Annotated in this window: 21 protein-coding genes; 15 read left to right on the forward strand and 6 right to left on the reverse strand. The window is 34.1% G+C overall.

The window, feature by feature from the left end; all coding sequences use genetic code 11:
- The first annotated feature begins 29 nt into the window (after positions 1–29).
- Genes dut through DXU93_RS09395 form a run of 5 tightly spaced genes read left to right on the forward strand, consistent with a single transcriptional unit; the run spans position 30 to position 5298 of the window.
- Positions 30–464, forward strand: a complete 435-nt coding sequence (dut, locus tag DXU93_RS09375) for a dUTP diphosphatase (protein ID WP_116881024.1) — start codon at positions 30–32, stop codon at positions 462–464.
- Between the two features lie 3 nt (positions 465–467).
- Positions 468–1478, forward strand: a complete 1011-nt coding sequence (locus DXU93_RS09380) for a sugar phosphate nucleotidyltransferase (protein ID WP_116881025.1) — start codon at positions 468–470, stop codon at positions 1476–1478.
- Positions 1478–3211: a tetratricopeptide repeat protein gene (locus tag DXU93_RS09385; protein WP_116881026.1), complete on the forward strand. Its 1734-nt coding sequence runs from the start codon at positions 1478–1480 to the stop codon at positions 3209–3211. Before DXU93_RS09380 ends, DXU93_RS09385 begins: the two co-directional genes overlap by 1 nt.
- Entirely contained in the window at positions 3192–4004 is an 813-nt protein-coding gene (locus DXU93_RS09390; protein WP_116881027.1) for a DUF4292 domain-containing protein, read from the forward strand. Before DXU93_RS09385 ends, DXU93_RS09390 begins: the two co-directional genes overlap by 20 nt.
- The gene (locus tag DXU93_RS09395) at positions 3949–5298 is read left to right on the forward strand and encodes a murein hydrolase activator EnvC family protein (protein ID WP_116881028.1); all 1350 of its coding nucleotides are present in this window, start codon (positions 3949–3951) and stop codon (positions 5296–5298) included. The genes DXU93_RS09390 and DXU93_RS09395 overlap by 56 nt, the downstream gene beginning before the upstream one ends.
- Before the next feature lie 143 nt (positions 5299–5441).
- Here the strand turns inward: DXU93_RS09395 and DXU93_RS15050 are convergent, their stop codons facing one another.
- Entirely contained in the window at positions 5442–5603 is a 162-nt protein-coding gene (locus DXU93_RS15050; RefSeq protein ID WP_165851378.1) for a hypothetical protein, read from the reverse strand.
- Positions 5604–5681: 78 nt separating this feature from the next.
- Here DXU93_RS15050 and fumC point away from each other — a divergent pair, with 78 nt between their 5' ends.
- The 3 genes from fumC to lysS all read left to right on the forward strand — a co-directional run bounded on the left by fumC (position 5682) and on the right by lysS (position 11442).
- Positions 5682–7076 carry a class II fumarate hydratase gene (gene fumC, locus DXU93_RS09400; protein WP_116881029.1) on the forward strand — a complete coding sequence of 465 codons (1395 nt, stop codon included), beginning with the start codon at positions 5682–5684 and terminating at the stop codon, positions 7074–7076.
- A gap of 370 nt (positions 7077–7446) precedes the next feature.
- The gene (locus tag DXU93_RS09405; protein ID WP_165851379.1) at positions 7447–9564 is read left to right on the forward strand and encodes a M43 family zinc metalloprotease; all 2118 of its coding nucleotides are present in this window, start codon (positions 7447–7449) and stop codon (positions 9562–9564) included.
- A 162-nt stretch (positions 9565–9726) separates the two neighbouring features.
- Positions 9727–11442 carry a lysine--tRNA ligase gene (lysS, locus tag DXU93_RS09410; protein ID WP_116881031.1) on the forward strand — a complete coding sequence of 572 codons (1716 nt, stop codon included), beginning with the start codon at positions 9727–9729 and terminating at the stop codon, positions 11440–11442.
- A 133-nt stretch (positions 11443–11575) separates the two neighbouring features.
- Here lysS and DXU93_RS09415 read toward each other — a convergent pair whose 3' ends face one another.
- Positions 11576–11785 (reverse strand): hypothetical protein, encoded by a 210-nt coding sequence (locus DXU93_RS09415; protein ID WP_116881032.1) that lies wholly within the window; start codon positions 11783–11785, stop codon positions 11576–11578.
- Positions 11786–12018: 233 nt separating this feature from the next.
- Between DXU93_RS09415 and DXU93_RS09420 the strand changes: the two genes are divergently transcribed.
- From DXU93_RS09420 to alr, 5 genes are all read left to right on the forward strand, one after another.
- Positions 12019–15186 carry a hybrid sensor histidine kinase/response regulator transcription factor gene (locus DXU93_RS09420; RefSeq protein ID WP_116881033.1) on the forward strand — a complete coding sequence of 1056 codons (3168 nt, stop codon included), beginning with the start codon at positions 12019–12021 and terminating at the stop codon, positions 15184–15186.
- Positions 15187–15319: 133 nt separating this feature from the next.
- Complete coding sequence (locus DXU93_RS09425) at positions 15320–15673, forward strand: hypothetical protein (protein ID WP_123776102.1); 354 nt, start codon at positions 15320–15322, stop codon at positions 15671–15673.
- Between the two features lie 168 nt (positions 15674–15841).
- Positions 15842–17521 carry a DUF262 domain-containing protein gene (locus DXU93_RS09430; RefSeq protein ID WP_116881035.1) on the forward strand — a complete coding sequence of 560 codons (1680 nt, stop codon included), beginning with the start codon at positions 15842–15844 and terminating at the stop codon, positions 17519–17521.
- A 130-nt stretch (positions 17522–17651) separates the two neighbouring features.
- Positions 17652–18227 (forward strand): thymidine kinase, encoded by a 576-nt coding sequence (locus tag DXU93_RS09435; protein WP_116881036.1) that lies wholly within the window; start codon positions 17652–17654, stop codon positions 18225–18227.
- On the forward strand, positions 18224–20506 hold the full coding sequence (gene alr, locus DXU93_RS09440) for an alanine racemase (RefSeq protein ID WP_116881037.1): 2283 nt from the start codon (positions 18224–18226) through the stop codon (positions 20504–20506). The genes DXU93_RS09435 and alr overlap by 4 nt, the downstream gene beginning before the upstream one ends.
- Before the next feature lie 71 nt (positions 20507–20577).
- Here alr and asnB read toward each other — a convergent pair whose 3' ends face one another.
- Together asnB and DXU93_RS09450 are read right to left on the reverse strand one after the other, a co-directional pair.
- On the reverse strand, positions 20578–22410 hold the full coding sequence (asnB, locus tag DXU93_RS09445; RefSeq protein WP_116881038.1) for an asparagine synthase (glutamine-hydrolyzing): 1833 nt from the start codon (positions 22408–22410) through the stop codon (positions 20578–20580).
- A gap of 36 nt (positions 22411–22446) precedes the next feature.
- On the reverse strand, positions 22447–23076 hold the full coding sequence (locus DXU93_RS09450; protein ID WP_123776103.1) for a hypothetical protein: 630 nt from the start codon (positions 23074–23076) through the stop codon (positions 22447–22449).
- A gap of 141 nt (positions 23077–23217) precedes the next feature.
- Here DXU93_RS09450 and dusB point away from each other — a divergent pair, with 141 nt between their 5' ends.
- Together dusB and DXU93_RS09460 are read left to right on the forward strand one after the other, a co-directional pair.
- Positions 23218–24216, forward strand: coding sequence for a tRNA dihydrouridine synthase DusB (dusB, locus tag DXU93_RS09455; RefSeq protein ID WP_116881040.1), 999 nt, complete (start codon positions 23218–23220; stop codon positions 24214–24216).
- Positions 24217–24254: 38 nt separating this feature from the next.
- Complete coding sequence (locus tag DXU93_RS09460; protein WP_116881041.1) at positions 24255–24446, forward strand: YwbE family protein; 192 nt, start codon at positions 24255–24257, stop codon at positions 24444–24446.
- Here DXU93_RS09460 and DXU93_RS09465 read toward each other — a convergent pair.
- Both DXU93_RS09465 and DXU93_RS09470 read right to left on the reverse strand, forming a co-directional pair.
- Complete coding sequence (locus DXU93_RS09465) at positions 24441–25277, reverse strand: FkbM family methyltransferase (RefSeq protein ID WP_116881042.1); 837 nt, start codon at positions 25275–25277, stop codon at positions 24441–24443. The two genes, DXU93_RS09460 and DXU93_RS09465, sit on opposite strands and share 6 nt — an antisense overlap.
- A gap of 18 nt (positions 25278–25295) precedes the next feature.
- Positions 25296–26135 (reverse strand): universal stress protein, encoded by an 840-nt coding sequence (locus DXU93_RS09470; RefSeq protein ID WP_116881043.1) that lies wholly within the window; start codon positions 26133–26135, stop codon positions 25296–25298.
- Between the last annotated feature and the right edge of the window lie 277 nt (positions 26136–26412).

Consider the following 26412-nt stretch of genomic DNA (forward strand, 5'->3'; position numbering starts at 1 on the left):
ACATCTTTTTAATTTACAAAAGAAAATAAATGAAAGTTAAAATCATTAATCGTTCAAAACACGATTTGCCAAAATACGAAACTAAGGCTTCTGCTGGAGTAGATTTACGTGCAAATATCGACGAGCCATTCACACTACAATCATTGGAAAGAACCTTAATCAAAACAGGTTTGTTTATGGAAATTCCAGAAAAGTATGAAGCACAAGTTCGTCCAAGAAGTGGATTAGCAATCAAACATGGTATTACAGTACTCAATAGTCCTGGAACTATCGATGCAGATTATCGCGGAGAGATTGGAGTCGTTTTAGTGAACCTTTCACAAGAACCCTTTGTAATTGAAGATGGTGATAGAATTGCTCAACTTGTTTTTTCAAAAGTAAAACAAGCTGAATTTATTGACACAGTAGAATTAACAGAAACCGACCGCGGAGAAGGCGGATTTGGAAGTACAGGAAAAAAATAAATCATGAAAATAATCGTACCAATGGCGGGAAGAGGTTCTCGCTTAAGACCACACACCTTAACAGTACCAAAACCACTTGTACCTGTTGGTGGAAAACCAATCGTTCACAGACTTGTTGAAGATATCGCAGGTGTTTGTAGCGAACCAATTGACGAAATAGCTTTTGTTATTGGTGATTTTGGTGAAGAAGCAGAAAAAGAATTAATCGCTGTAGCTGAAAGTCTTGGCGCAAAAGGAAGCATTTATCACCAAACAGAACCTCTTGGAACGGCTCATGCTGTTTTATGTGCAGAGGAAAAGCTTGACGGTCCTGTTGTTGTAGCATTTGCTGACACACTTTTCAAAGCAGATTTCAAAATCGATCCAAATGATGATGGAATTTTATGGGTAAAACAAATTGAAGACCCAAGCGCTTTCGGTGTAATTAAAATGAATGACAAGGAAGAAATCGTTGACTTTGTTGAAAAACCACAAACTTTCGTTTCTGACTTAGCCATGATTGGAATCTACTATTTCAAAGAAGCTGCCGATTTAAAAACAGAATTGAATTACTTAATTGAAAATGACATCATCAAAGGTGGTGAATATCAATTGCCAGATGCTTTGAGAAGATTAACTGAAAAAGGTAAAATCTTTAAACCTGGAAAAGTTAACGCATGGTTAGACTGTGGAAACAAAGTTGTAACTGTTGATGCAAATAAAAACATCTTGAATTTTGATCAGGAGAAAAATGCTGATTTAGTTGACCCTTCAGCTAAAATCAACAACAGTGTGATTATTCCACCGTGTTTTATTGGCAAGAATGTTGTTTTAAACGACAGCGTTGTTGGTCCACATGTTTCTATTGGAGCCAATACAGAGGTGAATGGAAGCGTTATTAAAAACACAATTATTCAAGCTGATTCATTGATTGAAAACATTACGTTGAAAGATTCAATGATTGGAAATAAAGCAAATATTAGAAAAACACCTCACAATTTAAGCGTTGGTGATTATACCACAATGGATATTTAATGAAAAAACTAGTCTTCATATCATCTTTAGTTCTGCTTACAGTGACGCACTCCTTTTCACAAAAGGAAGAGTCATTGAAGGAGCAAGCTATAGATGATATTGAATCCCTATCTTCAAAAAACTATCCTTATATCGAACAGTTTCACGAAGCAGTTCGTGAAAAAATGTCGGGTAATTACGAAGAAGCAAAACGACTCTTAGACAATTGTTTAACTATAAAACAAGATGATGATGCAGTATATTTTGCATTGGCTGAAATCGCAAAAAAAGAGAACAATGCTTCTGTTGCCTTACGTAATTTAAAAAAAGCCTACGCCATAGACTCTTCTAACATTGCGTATTTACAGGAATTGGCTTTCACTCATTTTGAAAGAGCTAATTTCGAAGAAGCTGAACTTTTGTTTAAATCATTAATTGAAAAAGAACCTAGGAATTTGGATATTCGCTATGGCTACAGTAAAATTTTGATTTATAACAAGGCTTATGAACTAGCAATAGACGAATTAAATACGCTTCAAGATCAAGCTGGGATTGTTCCTGAATTGATGAATATGAAGGCCGACTTATATGTTGAGCTAAAGCAATTTGACAAAGCTGAGGAAACGCTTTTAAAACTCAAATCAGAATATCCAAACAATAAAGATGTCATCGATAATATTGTACATTTTTACAAAAGTCAAGGTGAAGAAGAAAAAGCAAAAGAACTCATAAAGACATTAGCAGAAGAAAATCCAACAAATAAAACTGCGCAACTAGCCTTGGCCAATGACCTTTATGAACAAGAAAAATTCAGCAAATTTCTTGAGCTCACACTTCCTATTATCGAAAGTCAAAATATTAGTGTTAAAGAGAAATTAACTGTACTGAATCAAATCAGGGAAGTCACTAAAAAAGATGATGAAATTCGATTAACCGCGGCTAAATCATTATTCGAATCTCACCCAAAAGATGTTGAAACAGCCGAACAATATGTCAATGCACTTATTAATCAAGGAGATTCAAAAAAGGCATTAACTATTGCACGCCAATCCGCTAAAGACAATCCTGAAAATTATGATGCTTGGCATAGGGTCTTGATTATCGCTACAGTTTTCAATGATTTTCAAGCACTTTATGATGATGGTAAAACGGCACTTGAATATTTCCCTAGTCTACCATCTCTTTACTTTTTCACAGCTGAGGGTGCCTTAAAACTAGATAAACCTGATGAGGCGATGCAACTACTTGCTGGAGGAGAGATTTACATTTTAGACGACACACAACGTGAGGCCTTATTTTCGATGCGTAAAGGAGAGATTTTCTTCTATAAAAAGGAATATAAAAAAGGTATTTTGGCCTTTGAAAAAGCATTGAGTGACAATAAAAAAGAGGTAAGCATTCCATTAAGCTATGCGCGATGCTTAAGCGAAGCCAATATTGCTACGGAGGTTGCACAAGAATTACTATCAACCATTCCACCAGAAAGTCAAAGCACAGATTTCTACATTGCAAAAGCAAAATTGGCAATGCACAAAGGAGAACTAAAAGAAGGAATTGATATACTAGAAGACGGTATTAAAACACTTTCAAACAATGCTGAACTTTATGATTTACTTGGAGACTTGTATTTCAAAAAAGAATCAATCAACAAAGCCAAAGAAGCCTGGAACATGGCTTTAACCAATGAATCAAGGAACAAAAATTTAACTAAAAAGATAAACGAAGAAAAACTATATGCTCCAAAATATTACTAAATATATTTTCTTTTTTGCACTCGCATTATTTTTTACAGCTTGTGGAACAAAAAAGAATGCAGAGGTAGAAAATACTGTCAAATTACCAAAGGTAAAAGAAGAAGTGTTGATCAACCGATTGGATAGTCTTTCAAAGCAACGACCTGAGCATTTCTATACAAAATTGAGCTCCAAATATTCAGATAGCAAATACAATGTTTCATTCAAAACTTCAATTCGAATGAGAACAGACAGTGCTTTACACGCATTAATTACATTTGCTAGAATTCCGATTTACAATACAATGGTCACTCCCGACACCTTAACAATGGTTGATAAAAGAAACAATTGTTATATGAAGGAAGACATGAATTACCTTAAAACGACATTTGGTGTTGATTTTAAACATGAAAACATTGAAGAATTGATTCTTGGAATGCCTATTGCCTGGGATTCTTCTATAGAATATCAACAAGTAAAAGACCCATACAACTATGTCGTATCTATGCTTTCTAAAAGAGAAATAAGAAAACTTGATGGGGATGATGATGTAAATGTTCGGTATTTCATGACAGAAGACACCAAATCATTAAAGAAAATGATTATCGACAGTCCACAAGATTCAACAACAATTAGCGTTAATTATTACGAAAGAGAAATGGTTAACGGTTATAGTATTCCTTTAGAAGGAGACATCACTGTAGACACCCCAAACGACAATCTGTTCATTAATTTCGAGTACAATAAAACGAGTGTAAATGACCCAAGAGTGTTATACTTATCAATTCCAAGCAAATATGAAAGGTGTGAGTAAAATTCTATTTTTATTGCTTATTGTTACTTCTTTTATGTCGACACCATTGTGGTCTCAACCAGGATCTCAACGGCTAAAAAATGAGCAAAAAGCTTTAGAAAAGCAGATTTCTACCACCAAAGACTTACTTGAGAAAAGTAAGAAAAACACCAAGTTATCACTTGAAGAAGTCAACCTTATTGAAAGACAAGTTCAATACAGAGAGCAATTACTTCGCAATATTGATAACCAAATCCGTTCGTCGGAATTAAAAATTGAACAGAAGGAAGGAAGAATACAAGAACTTAATGCTGAAATTGAAAGGCTAAAAAAACAGTATGCTGATTTATTACTTTATGCCTATAAGAAACGAAATAAATATGGTGACTTAATGTTTATTTTTAGTGCCAAGACAGTTGAAGAAGCATTAAAGAGAAAGTTATACCTCGAAAAGTTAGCGGAAATTCAGAAAAAACAGATGCGTTTAATACAACAAAATACTGTTTTGTTAGAAGAAGAAATCATTGCGCTGGATGAAGAAAGAGCACAACAACTTCAATTGGCTGAACAAAAGAAAATTGAACGTGCAGAAATCATCAAAACCAAAAAGGAAAAGGAAAAAATTTACAAGCGTTTTAAAGAACAAGAAGATGAATTGTTGAAAGAACTAAAACAACAAGAAAAAGCGAAAGAGAAATTAAAACAAGAAATTGCCGCAGCGATTCAAAGAGAAATTGCAGCTGAAAGAGCACGAATTGAAAAAGAGCGTCGTGAAGCAGAAGCAAGAAGAAAAGCAGAGGAAGCGAAAAATGCTGCAAATACACCTACAGTAGAAGCGGAAAAACCGAAAGAAAAAGATTTCTCTTTAACTGCAGAAAATGTCCTTATTGGAAAAGATTTCGCATCAAACAAAGGAAAGCTACCTTGGCCAGTAGAAAAAGGAACCATAACACAAAATTATGGTAAAAATAAGCATCCGAGTTTACCAAACGTTTATACTCAAAACAACGGAGTTGATATTAGTACACCACGAAACGCAAATGTTCTTGCGGTATATAAAGGTGAGGTAACCAGTGTAATTAACATTCCTGGGGCAGGAAAGGTAGTAATCATTAAACACGGAAATTACAGAACGGTATACTCTAATCTACAAGATGTATATGTTACAAAAGGAAGTATGGTAGATACAAAAACCAAGATTGGTTCTTTGTTACCGAATCCCTCAAACGATATTTCTGTAGCTCACTTTGAAGTACATCATGTCAAAGGAAATTCTGTGAGTCAATTAAATCCAAACCTCTGGATTTCTAAATAATTCTATTGAAAATCATCAGTTAAAATCCTAGGAATAATCTTCCTAGGAATTTGCTATGTTTTTTAGTTATAAAATTGAATAAAAACCAACAAAAAAAGGGAATTCAATGAATTCCCAGTAGCATTACTTTCTAAAAACAGGATTTAAACTGTCTCTTGATCTTCTTCAAAAATTTTCTTTGGACGCAATTGCTCAATTGCACCTAATGTAATCCAATATGGAATTACGAAAGCCATAAGGAAAATTAACAACCAAAAGGCCATTCCCCCAATTAAAAGAAACATAACAATACCGAAAATACTCATGATATATTATTTTTGTAAACTATTATTGTAAAGTACGCCGTAAAAATAAAAAAATAAATCAATATAAAACGATATCCTATGGAATATAGAATAGAAAAAGACACGATGGGTGAGGTAAAAGTACCTGCTGACAAGTATTGGGGTGCTCAAACTGAGCGTTCTAGAAACAATTTTAAAATTGGACCAGAAGCTTCAATGCCTTTAGAAATTGTTTATGGTTTCGCTTATTTAAAGAAAGCTGCCGCTCACACTAACTGTGAATTAGGTGTTTTATCAGAAGAAAAACGTGATTTGATTTCAAAAGTTTGTGATGAAATCATAGATGGTCAACACGATGATCAATTTCCATTGGTAATCTGGCAAACAGGTTCTGGAACGCAATCAAACATGAACACGAATGAAGTTATCGCCAACAGAGGACATGTTATAGAAGGAAAAAAACTGGGCGAAGGAGAAAGAACTTTGGCTCCGAATGACGATGTAAATAAATCTCAGTCTTCAAACGATACTTTCCCTACAGGAATGCACATCGCTATTTACAAGCGTATTGTTGAAACAACTGTACCAGGAGTGAAACACTTACGTGATATTTTAGACCAAAAAGCAAAAGCATTTGCTGATGTTGTAAAAATTGGACGAACTCACTTAATGGATGCTACACCACTTACATTAGGACAAGAGTTTTCAGGATACGTTGCGCAATTAGACCATGGTTTAAAAGCACTAGACAACACAATGGCTCATCTTTCAGAAATTGCATTAGGTGGAACTGCTGTAGGAACAGGAATCAATACACCAAAAGGATATTCGGAATTGGTAGCAAATAAAATTGCAGAGTTTACAGGTTTACCTTTTGTTACTGCAGGAAACAAATTTGAGGCTTTAGCAGCTCACGACGCATTAGTTGAAACACACGGAGCACTAAAGCAATTGGCCGTTTCTATCAACAAAATTGCAAATGACATTCGAATGATGGCTTCAGGACCGCGCTCTGGAATTGGAGAAATCATTATCCCAGCAAATGAACCAGGATCCTCAATTATGCCAGGAAAAGTAAACCCAACACAAGCAGAAGCAATTACTATGGTTGCTGCACAAGTAATGGGGAATGATGTTGCAATAACAGTTGGCGGAACACAAGGACACTATGAATTGAACGTTTTCAAACCAATGATGGCAGCAAACGTACTTCAATCTGCTCGATTAATTGGAGAAGCTTGTGTTTCGTTTGCAGACAACTGTGCAGCAGGAATTGAACCAAATCAAAAACGTATTGATGAATTAGTAAACAACTCATTAATGCTTGTTACTGCTTTAAATACAAAGATAGGATATTACAAAGCAGCTGAAATTGCAGGAAATGCACACGAAAAAGGAATCACACTTAAAGAGTCTGCTTTAGAACTAGGGTATTTAACAAGTGAAGAGTATGACGAATGGGTTGTTCCTAAAAATATGACTGGAGCACAATAGTCAAAACTCAATTAGACAGAAAAGCCGTTTCGAAAGAAATGGCTTTTTTTGTTTAACAGCAATTTAAAAGAGAATTAACAAATGAAAGAAAACTCAAGCATCCTATATACATCTCCTAGCCCATACACATATATTTAGCTAAATAACAAACACTTAGGCTTTAGGATTCAAATATAAAAGGAATTTAACACCAAAATCAACTCCCTTTGAAATTTATCATTTGAACAAAATTACATAGTTTTACGTTTAAGACTTTGTCATTTTCAATGAGTAAACCACTCAATCAATGAAAAAGACTATTTAAAACATGCATTGTGGTAGCCAGAATATTATCTGTACATTACCATCGCTAAAAACATATAAATTAATTATGAAGAAAATATTACTTTCGTTAACGTTATTTATAGGTGCTTTTTCAACAAGTCAAGCGCAAGAGGTTCACCCTTGTCATACTGTTGAAAAGACACAAGAGTACTTGTCTACCTTGTCACCTTCCGAAAGAGCAGAATACGAAGAAGAACAAGCTGAATATCAGCTAGACATTCAGGAATACATTGACAACAATCCACATTTATTAACTTCAAACAATGGAAATCAAAGAGCGATTCAATATACGCTTCCAGTAGTTTTCCATATTATCCATGAAGGCGGTCCAGAAAACATTTCGAATGAGCAAGTGATGAATGCCTTAAACCACATGAATGAAGATTATCAAAAGAGTAACGCAACTTGGTCTTTTGTAAATTCTCAATTTTTGCCAATCGTTGCCGATGTTGAAATCGAATTTAAATTGGCGAAACTTGACAACAATGGCAACTGTACAAATGGAATAACAAGAACATATTCTTCTATTACAAATGGTGGAAGTGGAACAGATAGAATTGCAGCTGTTCAAGCACAACACGGAAACTGGCCTGGTAATAAATACATCAACATTTTTGTTGCTAAGGACATTGGAGGAGCTGCTGGATACACATACAGACCAAGTAATTCTGGTTTTACAGGAACGACAATGAACAATGGTATTCACGTTCTACACAACTATGTAGGTAGTATAGGAACTTCATCTTCTTCAGGAACACACACTTTAACGCATGAAGTAGGACACTGGCTAGACTTACCTCACACTTGGGGAGGAACTAACGATCCAGGACTAGCTTCTAATTGTAATGATGACGATGGTGTAGCCGACACTCCTCAAACAATTGGATGGACAACTTGTAATACGAATGGTACTTCATGTGGATCTTTAGATAACGTAGAAAACTTCATGGAGTATTCTTATTGTTCTAAAATGTTTACAAATGGCCAAAAAGCACGTATGCATGCTGCTCTAGACAACTCAGTTGGTGGTAGAAACAATGTACATTCTGCAGCCAATTTAACGGCTACAGGAGTTAATCTTCCAGACGTAATGTGTCAAGCAGATTTTATGGCTGACAGATTAGAAGTTTGTGCTGGAGGAACTGTCAACTTCCAAGACCTTTCTTACAGTGGACCAACAGGTTGGTCATGGACTTTCTCAGGAGGTAGCCCTTCTACATCAACAAGTCAAAACCCTTCTGTTACCTACAACACACCAGGAACATACGAAGTTTCTCTTACAGCTGATGATGGTTCTAACTCTAGAACAGAAACTAAAACTGGATACATCACTGTACTTCCAACACCAGCAACACTTCCTGTAATGGAAAGCTTTGAAGGAATGAATTCATTGACAAATTCTTTCTGGAACGTTGCTGATCAAGGTAGTAATGCTAGATTTGACATTTCTACAAGCGCTGGTTATACAGGTTCAAACTCAGTCGTATTGAGTAACTTTGGTCAAGTAGCTGGAAACATTGACGAATTAATTTCTAACCCAATAGATTTATCTCCAGTAGCAACTGAAACAACTTTAAGTTTCCGTTACGCATACAGAAAAAGATCTGACTCAAACGACGAATGGTTAAGAGTATTGATTTCAAACAATTGTGGTGATAACTGGACAACTAGGAAAACACTAAGAGGAGATGGTATTTCTGAACTAACTTATACAAGTGGATGGACACCTTCTTCACAAGAAGAATGGGTAACTGTTCACATGACAAACATCACTTCTGCATATTGGACAAGTAATTTTAGATTTAAATTCCAATTTGAGTCTGATGGCGGTAACAACTTATATTTAGATGACATAAACATCTATGAAGGTTCTGAAGAAGACGAACCATTATCAGTTGAAGACGAAGGATTAATCAAAGCATTTAATGTTTATCCTAATCCAGCTGACGAAGAAGCAAACGTGACTTTCTCATTGGAAAACAGTCAGAACGTAAATGTTACTTTAACCAATATGATGGGACAAACAATCCAATCAAATACAGTTCATGCAAACACAGGAAAAAATCTAGTGATGATCAACACTTCTAATGTTGAAGCTGGTATTTACCTTGTTAGTGTAAACATTGGTGGATCAAAACAAGTAAAAAGATTGATTATCAAATAATACAATCCTAAAAGTAATCGTTAAAGCGGACTCAATTGGGTCCGCTTTTTTTTGTCAATAATTCAAAACCTTTTTTCTTTTTGACTAAATACGATTTCTTATCTTTGCACCTTATCAACTGCATTGTGCAGTAATTTTTTAAATCGGTTAATTAATTAAGCTATGAGCAATCCAGAATTGTCTGATCAAGAAGTACAACGTAGAGCAACGTTGACCAAATTACGTGAACAAGGTATCGATCCTTATCCAGCAGCCTTATATCCTGTGAAGGACAAAGCCAAACAGATAAAGGACAACTTTGAAGAAGACAAGGAAGTTGTGATTGCAGGTAGATTAATGCGTCGTAAAATTCAAGGGAAAGCATCTTTTGGAGATTTACAAGATGATACTGGAAGAATTCAAGTATACTTTAACCGTGATGAAATTTGTCCCGGAGAAGATAAAACACTTTACAACGATGTGTTTAAAAAATTACTTGACTTAGGAGATTTTATCGGAATCAAAGGAAAAGTATTTAAAACTAAAGTTGGAGAAATCTCTGTTAAAGTTTCAGAGTTTACAATGCTTTCTAAAGCATTACGACCATTACCGCTTCCTAAAACAGATGCGGAAGGAAACGTACATGATGCATTTACAGATCCTGAAATGCGCTACCGTCAACGTTATGTTGATTTGGTAGTGAATCCAAATGTAAAAGAAGTTTTTGTTAAACGAAGTAAGCTTTACACAGCAATGCGTAACTACTTCAACGAAGCTGGCTATATGGAAGTGGAAACTCCAGTTTTACAGCCAATTCCTGGTGGTGCAGCAGCTCGTCCGTTTATTTCTCACCATAACGCATTAGACATTCCATTGTACATGCGTATCGCGAACGAATTGTACTTAAAACGTTTAATCGTTGGTGGATTTGATGGTGTGTATGAATTTTCTAAAAACTTCCGTAACGAAGGAATGGACAGAACACACAACCCAGAGTTTACGGTAATGGAAATCTATGTTCCTTACAAAGATTACAACTGGATGATGGAGTTTACAGAAAACTTACTCGAACATTGTGCTGTAGCAGTAAACGGCTCAACAAAAAACACTTTCAATGGTCAAGAAATTGACTTTAAAGCACCTTATGCACGTGTTACAATGCGTCAGTCAATTATTGATTTTACAGGTTTTGACATCAAAGGAAAATCAGAAGACGAAATAAGACAAGCGTGTAAAAATCTTGGGCTAGAAGTTGATGAAACAATGGGGAAAGGAAAGCTTATTGATGAAATTTTTGGCGAAAAATGTGAAGGAAACTACATTCAACCAACATTCATTATCGACTATCCAAAAGAAATGTCTCCATTGTGTAAGTCACACCGTGATGATCCAGAATTGACAGAGCGTTTTGAGTTGATGATAGGAGGAAAAGAAATTGCCAATGCCTATTCAGAGTTGAATGACCCAATTGACCAAAGAGAACGTTTTGAGGAACAAGTTCGTTTGGCACAAAAAGGAGATGATGAAGCAACAGGATTAATTGATCAAGATTTCTTACGTGCATTGGAATACGGAATGCCACCAACCTCTGGATTAGGAATTGGAATGGACCGTTTGATTATGTATTTAACAGATAATCCAGCAATTCAAGAAGTACTTTTCTTCCCACAAATGAAACCAGAAAACTTCGGAGCAAAAAAAGGTCCTGAGTTAAAAGAAGACGAACAATTAATCTTTGATTTATTAGCTAAGGAACAATCTATGGACCTTAATGTGTTGAAAGAAAAAGCAGGATTGAGTAATAAAAAATGGGACAAAGGCGTGAAAGGTCTAACCAAAAATGGATTGGCTAAAGTTACAAAAGACGAAAATGGTTTGACAATTGAGATGATTGGGTAACTAGGCAATTAAACATATGTCAAGTCCTAAATAACCGATACAGATTATTAAAGGACTTGACAAAACTCATTCTAAATAAAAATCCGCCTTAAACTCAAGTTTAAGACGGACGATAGTGATAGGTTAATAATTATTAATCAATTTCTTGAACTTTTCCACCCAATGCCTCACATTGTTCAACAAAACCATACTGGTTTCCATTTTCTGCTGCGTCAGCTTTGTGCTGTTCTTCAGTGTATAATAAACCACCATTTTGGGTGTAACATCCTTGTTCTTTCTTTAGACAGGATGTAGTAAACAACGTGAAGCTTCCCAATGCCATTACTAAAAATACCTTTTTCATTTCATCAATTTTTAAATTAAACAGTGCCGCAAAACTACCTCTAATTACAGTTGTCAATGGGGTGATTTTTCGTCATTAATTGGTGATTTTAACGCATTGTATTTTTATAAAAACCCCAACCAAAATGACTTTCAAGTAATTAGGCGCGATTCTTTTATCACCTTTATTTTCATGTTTTATATCAAAAAATATAAATTACTATACTTACTTTTGTAGATCAAAAAATGTAGATTTTGACAAAATCCATCCTGCTCATAATTTCGCTCGTTTTCTTTGTTTTTAATCTCTTCGCCCAAGAGAACGTGTTTGAACCTATTCAAGTAAATAAGATCAGAAAACTTGAAAAAGAGATCGACCCTGATAAAAAAAATGCTGACTATGCTTTTCAACTGGCTGAACTTGCCCGACTGTATTCTACCATAAAACAATTTGACACAGCAATATCGATAGCTGAGTCAGCTATGCATTTTGCGAAAAATCATAACTTTAAAAAAGCAGAATCTTCAGCACTTTCATCTCTTGGTTCTATATATTTTGATCAAGGTCTATTTGAAAAGTCTCAAAAAACATTGCTTTTAGCTGAGATAAGTTTACAAAATAACCATCAAGAAGAAGAGTTGGGGTTTATTTATCGTTTCATGGGTCAGAATAGTATTCAACTCAAAGATACTGTTGAAGCCTTACATTATTATCAAAAAGGTCTGGCAATTAGTAAGAAACACCAAGATTCTATAAGAATAGGTTTTTTCTACGATTTAATGGGCTACACTTATTATTGGAAAAGAGATTATGAAAAAGCTATTTATCATTTCAAGTTAGCACTCAACATCTTTAAGACCATTAATGTAAATCATCGAATAGCATTAGCAGCCGGAAATATTGGTTTATGTTATTTAGAGATTGGCGATAGACTCAATGCTGTTCAACATTATATAATTGCGGCTAAACATTATCAAATAGATAAGAATAAATCTGGAGAAAAACTCACCAATAGTAAGATTTCTGATATTTATAAAGACATTGGAAGTTTTGACTTAGCTTTTCAATATAATCAGCGCAATAAGGAACTCTATAAACATGAAAAGAATCGACTTATTGATGTAATTACCACAAGAAAGGACGGAGAGATTTATCTTGCTCAAGGAAACTATAAGAAAGCAGAACAATTGCTCTTAAACGCTTTTGACGCTGTTAAAACTATTGATAATTCAAAAGAAAAATCAGATATTACCCTAGAACTTGCAAAACTATATTTTGAGATTGAACAATTTGATAAAGCGATTGATTTTGCCAAAGAAAGTCAAGGTTATGCTAAAAAATTAAACTTAAGTTATGCCTCAATGGAAGCTGAAATTCTTGTTGCAGCTAGCTTCATCCATCAAGGCCAGCACCACAATGGTAAAAACATATTAATGAAGGCCCTAAACTTTTGTTTGAATTCTAAAATAACAGAACAATTACCGTTTATTTACAAAAATCTATCTCATGTAGAAGAGGTTTATGGCAACAATGATATAGCTCTTCAACATTATAAAAAGTACGCTCATTTTTCTAAAGCAGTTGATAAGAACATATACTTAACAAGCAAAACAATAAACCAATATGAACAAGAAAAGAGAGAAGCGATAGCAAAAGCAAAATTAGAGCAGGAAAAATCAAGACGAAACTATTTATTTATCGGCCTTGCTGTGGCCGTCATTTTATTTCTTGTGTTTATCCGACTTTACTTTTTGAATAGAAAAAACATAAAACTTGAAAAGAAGAATGTAAAGCTTCAAAAACAAAGGGTTGATGAACTTGAAAAAATGGAAGAATTCAAATCCAGATTCCTCACCAATATAACGCATGAATTCAGAACTCCATTAAGTTTAATTAAAGGTAATATTGAAATATTAAGTGAAAGGCATAAAAATGAAGGTCTAGAAGAACATTTCAAGGAAATTCAAGATTCATGTAATAATTTATTAGCGCTTATCAACCAGCTCATGAAACTATCAAAAATCGAAAACAAACAATATCAATTAGAATTTACCCAAAATGGGGGGTTAATTGATTTTATAAATACAACGCTAAATCTCTTTTATTCTTATTTCCATCAAAAGAATATTGATCTCAATTTTAAAAACCTGACAGACTCCAACTTCAAGGAGGAAGATTTTATTTATTCTGAAGAGGCTATAAAATCAATTTTATCGAATCTATTATCTAACGCATTAAAGTTTACCCCAAAAAATGGTCAAGTAAATGTAGAATTGCACAATGAGGGCACTGAATTTATTGAAATAAAAGTTATTGATACAGGGGTTGGCGTTGCAAAAGAACATACTGAGTTTATTTTTGATCGCTTCTATCAAGCTAACCAGACCCGTCAAAAGACGTATGAAGGATCGGGAATAGGTCTAGCAATGGTAAAAGAAATGGCCTTATTGCATGGTGGTATGGTAAAAATAGAAACGCAAGAGGGAAAAGGTGCAACTTTTATTGTTCGACTTAAATCTAATAAGGAAGCGCAAAGACTATTGTCCAATGAAGTCAAAACGGATGACGTAATAAACGCACCAACACATAGTGAACAGCCATTTGAATCAATAGAAAAGTCAGAAAAAGACGTATTAAACAAAGATAAACCAATTGTTTTAGTTATTGAAGATCATCTTGAAATACGAAAACTCATCACCCAAAATATTGGAAATCAGTATCAATATTTAGAAGCAGATAATGGTAAAACTGGAGTAGAACTAGCGCAAGAGTATCTTCCAGACCTCATCATTAGTGATATCATGATGCCTAAATTAGATGGTGTTTCCTTGGTTAGAAACCTAAAAGAGAATATGTTAACTTCACATATTCCGATAATATTACTCACTGCCAAAAGTTCGTTTGATGATAAAATCGAAGGTCTAGAAATAGGAGCTGATGATTATCTCACAAAGCCTTTTTCAATTAAAGAACTTAGACTTAGGATCAAAAATATATTAAAGCTAAAATCAGCTTTAAAAAGGGCTTTTTCACACGCTACCAAAATTTCTAAAGAAAAATCGTTTAAATCTCTCAGTAAATTAGATAAAGAGTTTATTGAAAAAATTGAAACAACAATAAGTACTAACTTAGATAAGGTGTTATATGGGGTCAACGACTTGGCGGATGAAATGTGTCTGTCAAATAGTCAATTAACAAGAAAAATCAAGGCTTTAATTAATCAAACACCAGCTGCACTCATTAAAACTGCTCGAATAGAAAAGGCTAAGGAACTTATACTAGAAGGTTATAGCGTTGCCGAAGTCGCTTGGAAAGTTGGTTATGAAGATCCTGGATATTTTAGTAAAGCATTTAAGAAAATAGTAAAAAAATCCCCCTCGAAATTTAGAGAGGAGCAAATGAAGCAAAATAAAACAATTTAACACCGAAGAAGCTTTTTAGTTATTGCTTATTCTATAACTAAAGATGACAAAACTCATCTTCGAAAAGTGCAAATGTTATACTTTAAAGGCACGCTATTTTCTAATTTCGCATATTCAATAAATCTTTATGAAAATGGGTAAACAATTTTTATTTGCTGGTCTATCAGTTTGTGTTTTGTTATTTATGATTCGTTGTTCTAGCGATACATCACTAGAGAATGGTCAAAAGGTCCAAAAAAGTTCAATTATCAAGCTTGATTTAAAAGAAGAGGTTGAAAAACTCGTCGACTTACATTGTAAGGCCATTAATGTTTTAAGAAAAGTAGAAGAAGGCGACAGAACCGCTTTAAATCGCAGTAATGCCTATAGGAAGAAAGCAGATAAACTTGCAAAGCAACTTCAGCAAAAATACACTTCTCCAGAGGAACAAGAGCAATTCTCTACAGTCTATCAAGCTGCACTTGTAAATTGTCCTTATGAGCAGTAATCAATCACAAAGTAATGATGCTTTTTCGAACCTAAGTGGTTTATTTAATGATCAACGTCTACAGAAAGATTTTTAAACAATGAGATATTGTATTACCTAAAAAGCAAGGAATACTAAAATGTTTATCTTTACAAATCAGAAGTAATAACGATATAAAAAACCTTTAACATGGAAGGCATTAAAGATACATCTACATTGACATTTCGTAAAATTCTTGGAAATGGTTTGACTTATGAAGTGCCAAAATTTCAAAGAGACTATTCATGGGAGAATGAACATTGGGATGATTTATGGCAAGATCTTGAAGCATTATATGATGATATTGAGACTTCGCATTACATGGGATATCTAGTGCTTCAAACCTCTGATCAAAAAACACATAGAATAATTGATGGGCAACAGCGAATTACAACAATGAGTTTATTAATAATTGCTGCAATCAAGAAATTAAAAGAATTAGTTGACAAAGGAATTGATGCCGATAAAAATCAACTAAGGAAAGAACAAATTCAAAACAGCTATATTGGTTACTTAGATCCAGTAACCTTAGTTCCAAGAAACAAACTAAAACTTAACAGAAACAATGATAAGTTTTACAAGACATATATTGTACCATTAGAGTATATACCTCAAAGGGGAACAAATTCCTCTGAGAAATTGATGCGAGGATGTTTTGAGTGGTTTTTTAATAAATTATCAAAACGATTCACTACTGGTGAAGAATTATCATCTTTTATAGATAAAATCGTAGATAAACTTTTCTTTACTGTTATTACGGTTGGAGACGAACTCAATGCATACAAGGTTTTTGAAACCCTCAATGCAAGAGGTGTTCAATTGTCATCATCTGACTTATTAAAGAATTATCTTTTTTCAATTGTAGATAGCGATGGGGCGCATGATGAAGAATTTAATCAACTCGAAACGCTATGGAATGAGATATTGAGCAAACTAGGAAGTGAAAAATTACCTGAATTTTTAAGATACTATTGGAATAGCCGAAACAAAACAACCAGAAAAAATGATTTATTTAAAACAATCAAGAAAAGTATCAATAGTAAAGAAGAGGTTTTTAGTTTACTGAGAGAACTAACACATAAAGCTGACATATTCATTGCTCTAAAAAATCCAAATGACGAACTTTGGAATGAGAATAAAAATGCCAGAGAATTAATAGAGGAATTAAAACTTTTTGGAGCTAAACAACCAACTTCACTTTTAATTGCAGCTTATGACAAATTAAAAACTCCACAGTTTAATAAAATACTCAAAATATGTTCAATTATTTATTTTCGATATAATATAATTGGAGGTTTAAATCCAAATGATCAAGAAATTGTATTTAATAAAATCGCAAATTTCATTTCAACAAATTCTGACTTTAACAAAAGTGATTTTGAAACAATATACCCTAAAGATGATGAGTTCGAAATAGACTTTGCGAATAAAGAACTAAGAAATACGGCTAGAAACAGGAGGATCATTAAATATGTGCTCACAAAAATAGAAAATGACATAAGTGGGACTGATTATGATGTAAACAGTGACAGAAATTCCATTGAACACATAATGCCAGAAAACCCAAGCGAACAATGGGATGTGTCAGATGAGGAGATCTTAAGATCAAAATATAGATTAGGCAATTTAACTCTCTTAGAGAAATCGAAAAACAACAATTTAAAAAACGTCCTTTTTCAAGAAAAGCAAGAGGTTTTTAGAATCAGTGAATTCAAAACCACAAAAAAGCTTGCAACAAATTACGAAGAATGGAACGAAGATACAATTATTAGACGTCAAAAGGAAATGGCAAAACGTGCGAAATCAATATGGAAAATTCAATTTAATTGATTAGTGTTGTTCTCTTTCAAAAAAGTGTTGTATAATATTTCTTTCGTTCATAACTTTTCATTTTCTTCTTCCTTAAAAACTGGGATAGCTTTCTCAACTTTATATTTTTGTAGGAAATCAAATGTAGCGTATGTTTTTAGAGCAATTTCCCGAAGATGGTCAACGTAGAGGATGGATTGAAGTCATTTGTGGCTCCATGTTTTCTGGTAAAACAGAAGAATTAATTAGACGTTTAAGACGTATCAATTTTGCGGGACAAGAGTTGCTTTTGTTTAAACCACGTATCGACAAACGCTATAGTGAAGAAAGTGTGGTGAGTCATAATGGTGAAAGTTTTGAAGCAATTCAAGTGGATTCGTCGAAAGAAATTTTAGAACACTGGAAGAAAGAACGCATCGTAGCCATTGATGAAGCTCAGTTTTTTGATGATGAAATCGTTGAAATTGCAAATCATTTGGCTTCACGCGGGGTACGTGTAATTTGTGCTGGTTTGGATATGGATTTTAAAGCAAATCCTTTCGGACCAATGCCATTTCTGATGGCTTCTGCAGAATATGTCACAAAAGTTCATGCTATCTGCATGTCTTGTGGTAATTTAGCTCAATTTTCACACCGAAAGACAAAACAAACAGAACAAGTACTTGTGGGTGCAGTAGAAGAATACGAACCGCTTTGCCGTGCTTGTTATAACAAAATAAAACATTGAAATTAAACCTTTCACATTCAAAACTCATCGAAGTTATTGGAGGATCTTCGAATCAAGATTCTTCCCAAATTGTTGATGTTATTTACTACGATACACGTTTAATTAACACCAGCAGAAACGGTGTGTTTTTTGCCTTAAGTGACAGAAGAAATGGACATGATTTTGTTGAAACAGCATACGATAAAGGCATTAGAACTTTTGTGGTAAGTGAAGCTGTTCAACTTCCAAGTGATGCAATTGTGATTACGGTTGAAAACACATTACGCGCTCTTCAACAAGTAGCCAAATATCATAGAAATCAATTCTCTTACCCTGTACTTGCAATTACTGGAAGTTTAGGAAAAACAACCATTAAAGAATGGCTTTACTTCTTGCTTTCTGAAGAATTCAATATTGTAAGAAGTCCAAAAAGCTACAATTCTCAAATTGGCGTTGCCATTTCTTTACTCGAAATGACCGACGAACATGATTTTGCAATTATCGAAGTTGATATATCTCATCCGAATGAAATGGAGTTTATCGAAGACATGGTTTCTCCAGCTTTAGGGATATATACTGGTGTAGGACATTATTATGCCGATAATTTTGAATCGCAAAAAATGCATGCTGCAGAACACTTGAAATTGTTCAAATACACCAACATTACCTTTACACTTACCGAACATAAGAGCGCATTGCGTCGTAATAAAATTAATGCTGAACTCATTGATGTGAACGAATGGAATGCAGTCGATTTCACACAGTTATCTTATGCAAACAACAGAATCATAGCGATGCATGTTGCGGCATTTCTTGGCGTTCAAAAAGAAGAATTAAAAAAGAAAGCTGATCAACTTCCTGTTTTATCCAACAGAATGGAAGTTTTCGAAGGACAAGATAATAACCTCATCATCAATGATTCTTACAATATTGATATTGACGCATTAGAACAAGCCCTCTCCTATCAATTCTCTTCAGATGAACGGAAGGATAAAATTGTGGTACTTGACTTATCTTATGTTGATGAAAACCGCAGAAAAGCCATTCTAGAAGTTGTGAACAGTTACCAACCTACACAATTATTCATTATAGAAGACAACTCCATTCCAAAGGAACTCTTGAAAGTTAAAGATGCAAGTATTCTTTTTAAAGGATCTTATCGCTCTAACTTAAAAGAAACAGTTCAACTTTTTAAAAATAGAAAGCACGAAACTTGGGTAGAATTTGATTTGAAATCAATAGAACACAATGTCTCGACTTTGCAAAAAAAGCTTCCTGAAAACACCAAAACATTGGTAATGGTAAAAGCTTCCTCTTATGGAACAGGTGATATGAATATTCCGCATTTCTTGCAACAATTAGGAATCGATTATTTGGGTGTTGCTTATACTGATGAAGGAACAACATTGAGGGAAAACGGGATTAAATTACCGATTCTCATTATGAACACAGAAATGGATGCATTTGAAGATGTGATTCGCTTTAATTTAGAACCTTCTCTTTTCTCGATAAGACAATTAGAAGCTTTTTGTAAGCGATTAAGCGAAGACAATATTACAGATTATCCAATTCACATTACGGTTGAAACAGGAATGAATCGACTTGGGTTTTACCCTGAAGACCTTCAAGAATTAATTGAGAAATTAAAACAAAGTCCGGAAGTCAAAGTAAAATCAGTTTACTCTCATTTGGCTGATGCAGACAATACAGATCCTGGATATACACTGCAACAGATCGAAAGATTCAAGGCTATGAAAAATGAATTTGAGCAAGGTTTGAACGACGATTCAATATTATTTCACATTCTCAATAGTGAAGGAACCAGTAAATTTGGAAATATCGCTGCGTTTGACATGGTACGTTTGGGAATTGGCGTTTTTGGATACACGTCCACTTCTGAAGATGATGGACTATTGCCTTCAATTCAATGGAAAACAACAATTTCTCAAATTAAATCCCTGAATGCAGGTGAAACAGTTGGATATGGTCGCACTTTTAAAGCCGAAAAAGCTATGGAAATTGCTACGCTAAGAATTGGTTATGCCGATGGCTTCAGAAGGAGTTTAAGCAATGGCGTTGGCGCAGTTTTCATTAATGGGGTTAGTTGTCCTGTGGTTGGAAATGTTTGTATGGATATGACCATGGTTGATGTTTCAAACACAAATTGTCAGGCAGGTGATGAAGTCGAAATTATTGGAGAAAATATAACGATTAAAACGTTTTCAAAACGATTAAATACGATTCCATACGAAGTAATGACAAGTATAAACAAAAGAGTAGCAAGGGTTTACCTTAAGTGAATGAAGAATTAAAAATGAAGAATTAATTGTAATGAATGAAAAGTTCAATTCAAGCAATTCGTAATTCGTAATTATTTTTCACTCCACATGTTAAACATAATCACAAGCCACAACTGATTGAAAAGATACGTTTGTCCATCGAGGTAGCTTTGCTTTATTTTCATTATTTCTTGGACATTGTAAAAAGAGTATTTAGCCAATATTTCTTCATTGACATATTTATCCAACAAGGGTTTTAATTCATTGCTTAACCATTTGTTCAATGGAATTCCAAATCCCCATTTGGGTCTATCGAAGACTTCCTTCGGCAAATATTCATACAAGACTTGTTTCAGTAAATATTTACTCTCTCCATGCTTACGTTTTAGTTTTTCATCTAAATTCAATGAAAACTCAACCAATCGGTGATCCAACAGAGGAACTCTCCCCTCCAATCCATTTTGCATGGTTGCTCGATCTACTTTCGTCAATAAATCTCCTGGCAAATAAAATTTCAAATCATGAAATGACTGTTTTTCACTCACCAATAATCTACGATTCGTTTTGCCTAACATTAATGGCGCATAATCATCGGCAAAAGAAAAACTTTGCCTTATTTGTTTGGCATTGAAAAAACCTTGATCAACAGAGAAAATATGAGATGGTAAATGTGTTTTTTCACCATAATTAAAATATTGACTTGCTCTTTTCTTATTGACGTTCGAAGACATTGAAAGTCCTTTTTTCAAAAACCAACGCATGGTGTTTAAAGTCGTTAGTCGGTCGGCCCAAGTGTACATTCCGTATCCCATAAACTGCTCATCTCCCCCATCACCTGTTAAAACCATGGTGACTTTTTCACTGGCCATTTTAGAAACCAAGTATGTAGGTAAAGCTGAGGCATCTGCAAAAGGTTCATCATACCAAGTTGGAATTTGTGGAATTAAATCTTGAATATCTTTATGAGAAAGCACAAATTCATGGTGTTTCGTTCCCAATTGTTCTGCTACTTTTTTCGCATATTCACTTTCATTAAAAGAAGCCTCCTCAAACCCAATTGAAAAAGTCGAAATAGGTTCCTTTGCAACCGATTGTGCAACTGCTGCTACGGTAGAAGAATCAATCCCACCACTTAAGAAAACACCAAATGGCACATCAGATTGCAATCGTGATTGAACACTTGATTTCAACAAATCATGATAAGTCGTTTTCGCCTCATTTGCGTTAGAAACAGTCGTTTTTCGGACCTTTTCTTCTAAATTCCAGTAGTTTCCCACCAAAAAATCGGATTTATTCAACTGAATATAAGAACCCGGTTCTAATTTTTTCACTCCATCATAAATCGTAAATGGAGCCGGAATATACCCTAAGCGAAAATAGTGTTGAATTGCAGTTTCATCCCAACTTTCCTGATTAATAAAAGGAGCAATTGCTTTTAACTCAGAAGCAAAGTACAGTGTTTCTTCATCCCAAGCATAGTAAAGCGGTTTGATTCCAATTCGATCACGAAAAATAAAGAGCTCCTCATTTTTTTCATTCCATACAGCAAAAACAAACATTCCATTAAAATGATCAACACATTGCTTTCCCCATTTGATAAATGCTTCAAGCACAACTTCTGTATCTGAAGAAGTCGTAAATTTTACACCATCCTTTTCTAAAGAATCACGAAGTTCTTTAAAATTATACAGTTCGCCATTGTAAACCATGGTAAAATTCCCACATTTTGAACGGTAAGGCTGATTAGCTGCTTCACTTAAATCAAGAATACTTAATCTACGGTGTCCTAGTCCACATGTTTTATAATTATTCACGAAAATAGCACTTGCATCTGGCCCACGGTGCTCAATTAGCTTGGTCATTTGGGTTAGCTTGTCCGCGTCTACTTTCGCTCTTCTATTTACAATTCCAGTAATTCCACACATTGCTTATCCTATTGATTTTGATTGTTTAAGGTTGACTTACTCTAAAGAACCGGCAGTAATTCCGAGATGAAAATTATCATTATATGCATGTTCAATTATAGAGAATGCAAGTTCTTCTTTATGATAAGCTACTTTAATCCAAGCCATTTTATTGCCTGTTAATCGAACGCCAATTAATTTATTTCCTGCAGATAAAGGATATTGTTCTTCAGCAGAATAATCATCTAAAAAGATAATAGCACTATCAGAAACAGTATTTGTTTTTTCTATATCATCACCTTGCTCAAAAATTAAAACTTGTTGTTTGAATTCGTCTTCAACAATAACTTTATTGCTTGCCCCAATTGCTTTAATTGAAATACTTGAATTATAATTCTCACAAGAATCTACTGAATTTTGATACACATAGAAAGTGGTGTATGTAAATTCAAAATCATCAATTTCATCTTTATCAACATCAATACGAATTGACTGTGTTGAATCAGTTGGAAAAGGTAAGTATTCGAAACAATTTGAATTATACATATAACTCAAGCTATCTACAGGATTAAGCCGCAAGTTAGGGTTATATTTACGAAATGAAATGTCTGGTTCAAGTTTTTCCACTTTCCCACATGCAGAAATTAAAGCAAAGAATAGGATAGCGAAAAATATAAGAGGCTTCATAAAAACAGGACTTAATGAATTCAAAAAGTTATAAAATGAGATGTAAACAGTAAAAAATTCAATTTCAAATTTAATCATTTATAACTGTTAATTCAAAAACTATTTTGCTGTTGTTAAACTAAGCAGTAATTTTGTAGCGATATGGCAAAAATTCGAGATATTGAGTTAGGGGACTTCCCTCTTCTACTCGCTCCAATGGAAGATGTTAGTGACCCACCTTTCCGTGCATTGTGCAAGGAAAATGGCGCTGACTTAATGTACACTGAATTTATTTCTTCGGAAGGATTAATTCGCGATGCAGTAAAAAGTGTTGAAAAATTAGATATTTTCGAATATGAACGTCCGGTAGGAATTCAAATTTTCGGGAATGATATCGAGAGCATGAAACGTGCTACGGAGATAACAGCAAAAACCAATCCTGATATTATTGATATCAACTATGGTTGTCCCGTTAAGAAAGTAGCCTGTAAAGGTTCTGGAGCTGGAATTTTGCAAGATATTCCCAAGATGGTGAAGATGACGGCAGAAATCGTAAAAAGTACTTCTCTTCCTGTCACTGTAAAAACCAGATTGGGTTGGGACGACAATACGAAATACATTGTTGAAGTTGCTGAACGTCTTCAGGATGTTGGAATTGAAGGAATCTCTATACACGGTCGTACACGAAAACAAATGTACAAAGGTGAAGCAGATTGGTCTTTAATTGCAGATGTGAAGAACAATCCAAGAATGCACATCCCTGTATTTGGAAATGGAGACATTGATTCTCCAGAAAAAGCAGTTTTATACAAAGAAAAATATGGTGTTGACGGACTAATGATTGGCCGAGCATCAATTGGTTATCCATGGATTTTCAACGAGATTAAACACTATAGAAATACGGGAGAACACCTTCCTGCGCCAACATTAGACCAAAGAATTGATGTAGCTAGAAGACATTTAGAAATGAGTGTAAAATGGAAAGGTGAAAAATTGGCCATTGTTGAGATGAAACGTCACTATTCGAATTATTTCAAAGGTATTCCACATTTCAAACCATTTAGAACAAAATTGGTCACCACTTTTGACTTAAACGAAATTTATGATACTTTAGACGAAGTTGCAGAAAAATTCAAAGGAGTCGAATTACTTACCCAGTAAGCAAGTTGAGCACAATTATTTAATCAACGATTGAAATCATGGAAGGAAAAAACCGAAATAACATTCACATTGGTGCTGAAGTTAGGATTGTACTAAAAAAGGATCAGAGGTCAGGCAAACTAACAGAAGGAATTGTTGAGAAAATTTTAACGAGCTCTCCCAATCATCCACACGGCATAAAAGTACGTTTAGAGAGTGGTGATGTAGGAAGAGTGAAGGAGATTTTATAATTTCTCCTTTATAAATAAGTAATTCTTACGGTGAATACATGTTGGTGCAGATGAAATAATACCCTCATCGCTAATATAAAATTTGTGGTATCCTAAATCATACAGGAACTCATGGACTTTTTGATAATTATCCTCACCTGCTACATCGTCTAAAATTTCAATTAAAATTTTTGGGGAAAAATTTTGAAGGGTTTTTCGCATTCCTTCTAACGTAGCCAATTCAAAACCTTCGGTGTCTATTTTTATAAAGTTTACAGTTCTTAAGGTGTGTTGCTCAACATAATTATCAATTGTAATAACATCAACAAGTTCTTTTTTAGCATTCTCTACAAATTTTGCCGTCACCATTCCTAGATTCCCTTCTTGTTCATCATTGTACATGGTCAGTGTACCTAATGCATTTCCTACTGCTTTTCTTTCGACCACTATATTATGAATCGAATTGATTGAAACATGAGTTTTAAGCGCAGAATAATTAGTAGAAAATGGTTCAAAACTGATGATTTTACCATTCTCCCCTACCATTTTAGAAGCATGTAGAGAGTACCAACCTAAATTTGCTCCGACATCCAAAAAGACTCCACCTTTTTTCAAGTATTGACGCAGAACATTAAGTTCTGCTTTTTCATATTCCCCTGTAAAATAAATCTTTTCTTGAATCCAATCATCGATTTTCAATTTCAATTTGAGTCCATCATGCTCCACTTCACAAACCAAGTTCTTAAATAAATTGTAGGGTTTAAACACACGTTGATGAAAACCAAAGAACATGGGTTTCAATACTGGAATTTTAAAAACTACACGAAAAAACTTAGCGATTAAAAGCTTCATATCTGTTTAATTCTAAATTTAAACAGCAGGCAAAGTAAACAAAGGAATATTTAAATGATGAACCATTTGTTTTGAAACGCTTTTCTTAAATAGTTGTGTAAAAAAATTTCTTTTTCGTGGCTGAATTGCCAAAACATCAATGTCCTCATCAATGTATAATCTTGAAACTGCTTCTTCAAAGTTAGCACCAGAAACAACATGTGACTCCAATTGATTGGAATCAACATTTAATTTCTTTTTCCATTCTTCCATTTCACTTTCTTCCATTTCAGTGACATCCTTATAGAAATGAATAGTACTCATTGAAGCGTCCATTATCTTTGCAAAATCATGAACAACGTTAAACGAATCAATTTCTTCATCTTGATAATTCGTTAGGTAGGCAATTTTATCAATTGTATTGGTTGGACTCACATCATTTGGAATACTCAACACATTACAAGGTGATCGATCAATAACACCAGCAGTTACAGATCCAAGCAAAACTTCTTTTAATCCTGATGCTCCAGTAGTTCCCATCACAATATAATCTGCTTTCTCTTTGATGGCTAAATCGATAATTTTTGGAACCGTTTGACCTTCATCCATCTGTTGTCTAAACTCAACATTTACATAACCATTAACGATCGCTTTATTGCGTAATTCCTCCACAGACTTTTTGAACTTTTCCAGCGTTTCCATTTCCATTATCTCGAAAACTTCTTTGGATGTATTGTGTAATGACCTTCCTAAATCTGGCAATTCATAAATATGTGTTAGTACCAACTCAGCATTTAGCTTTTTGGTAAGTTGAAGTGCATAAAAAAAGGCATTTTCTGCAGCTTGCGAAAAGTCGGTTGGGAAAAGTATCTTTGTCATAGCAGATGTTTTATAACTTTTGGTATCAAAATTAAATAGGGTACTAAGTTAATTTCATATTTTGAATTTTAACATTTTAGCTTCAAAAAAAAATGATTTTTTTGACAAAAAAACTATCTCTGCTTCGAAATATGAATTTCATAAAAAAACCTTTTTCATTCGTAAAAATTAAAGATATTTGAGCCGTTTATTATTTTTAGAAGAACAATCTTACTCAATTTTAAGTAAAGGAAAGAAGGTCTATATACACATAGATCTAAAATGTTTTTATAACTTC

This window comes from Brumimicrobium aurantiacum (assembly GCF_003402975.1).
GTDB lineage: Bacteria > Bacteroidota > Bacteroidia > Flavobacteriales_D > Crocinitomicaceae > Brumimicrobium > Brumimicrobium aurantiacum.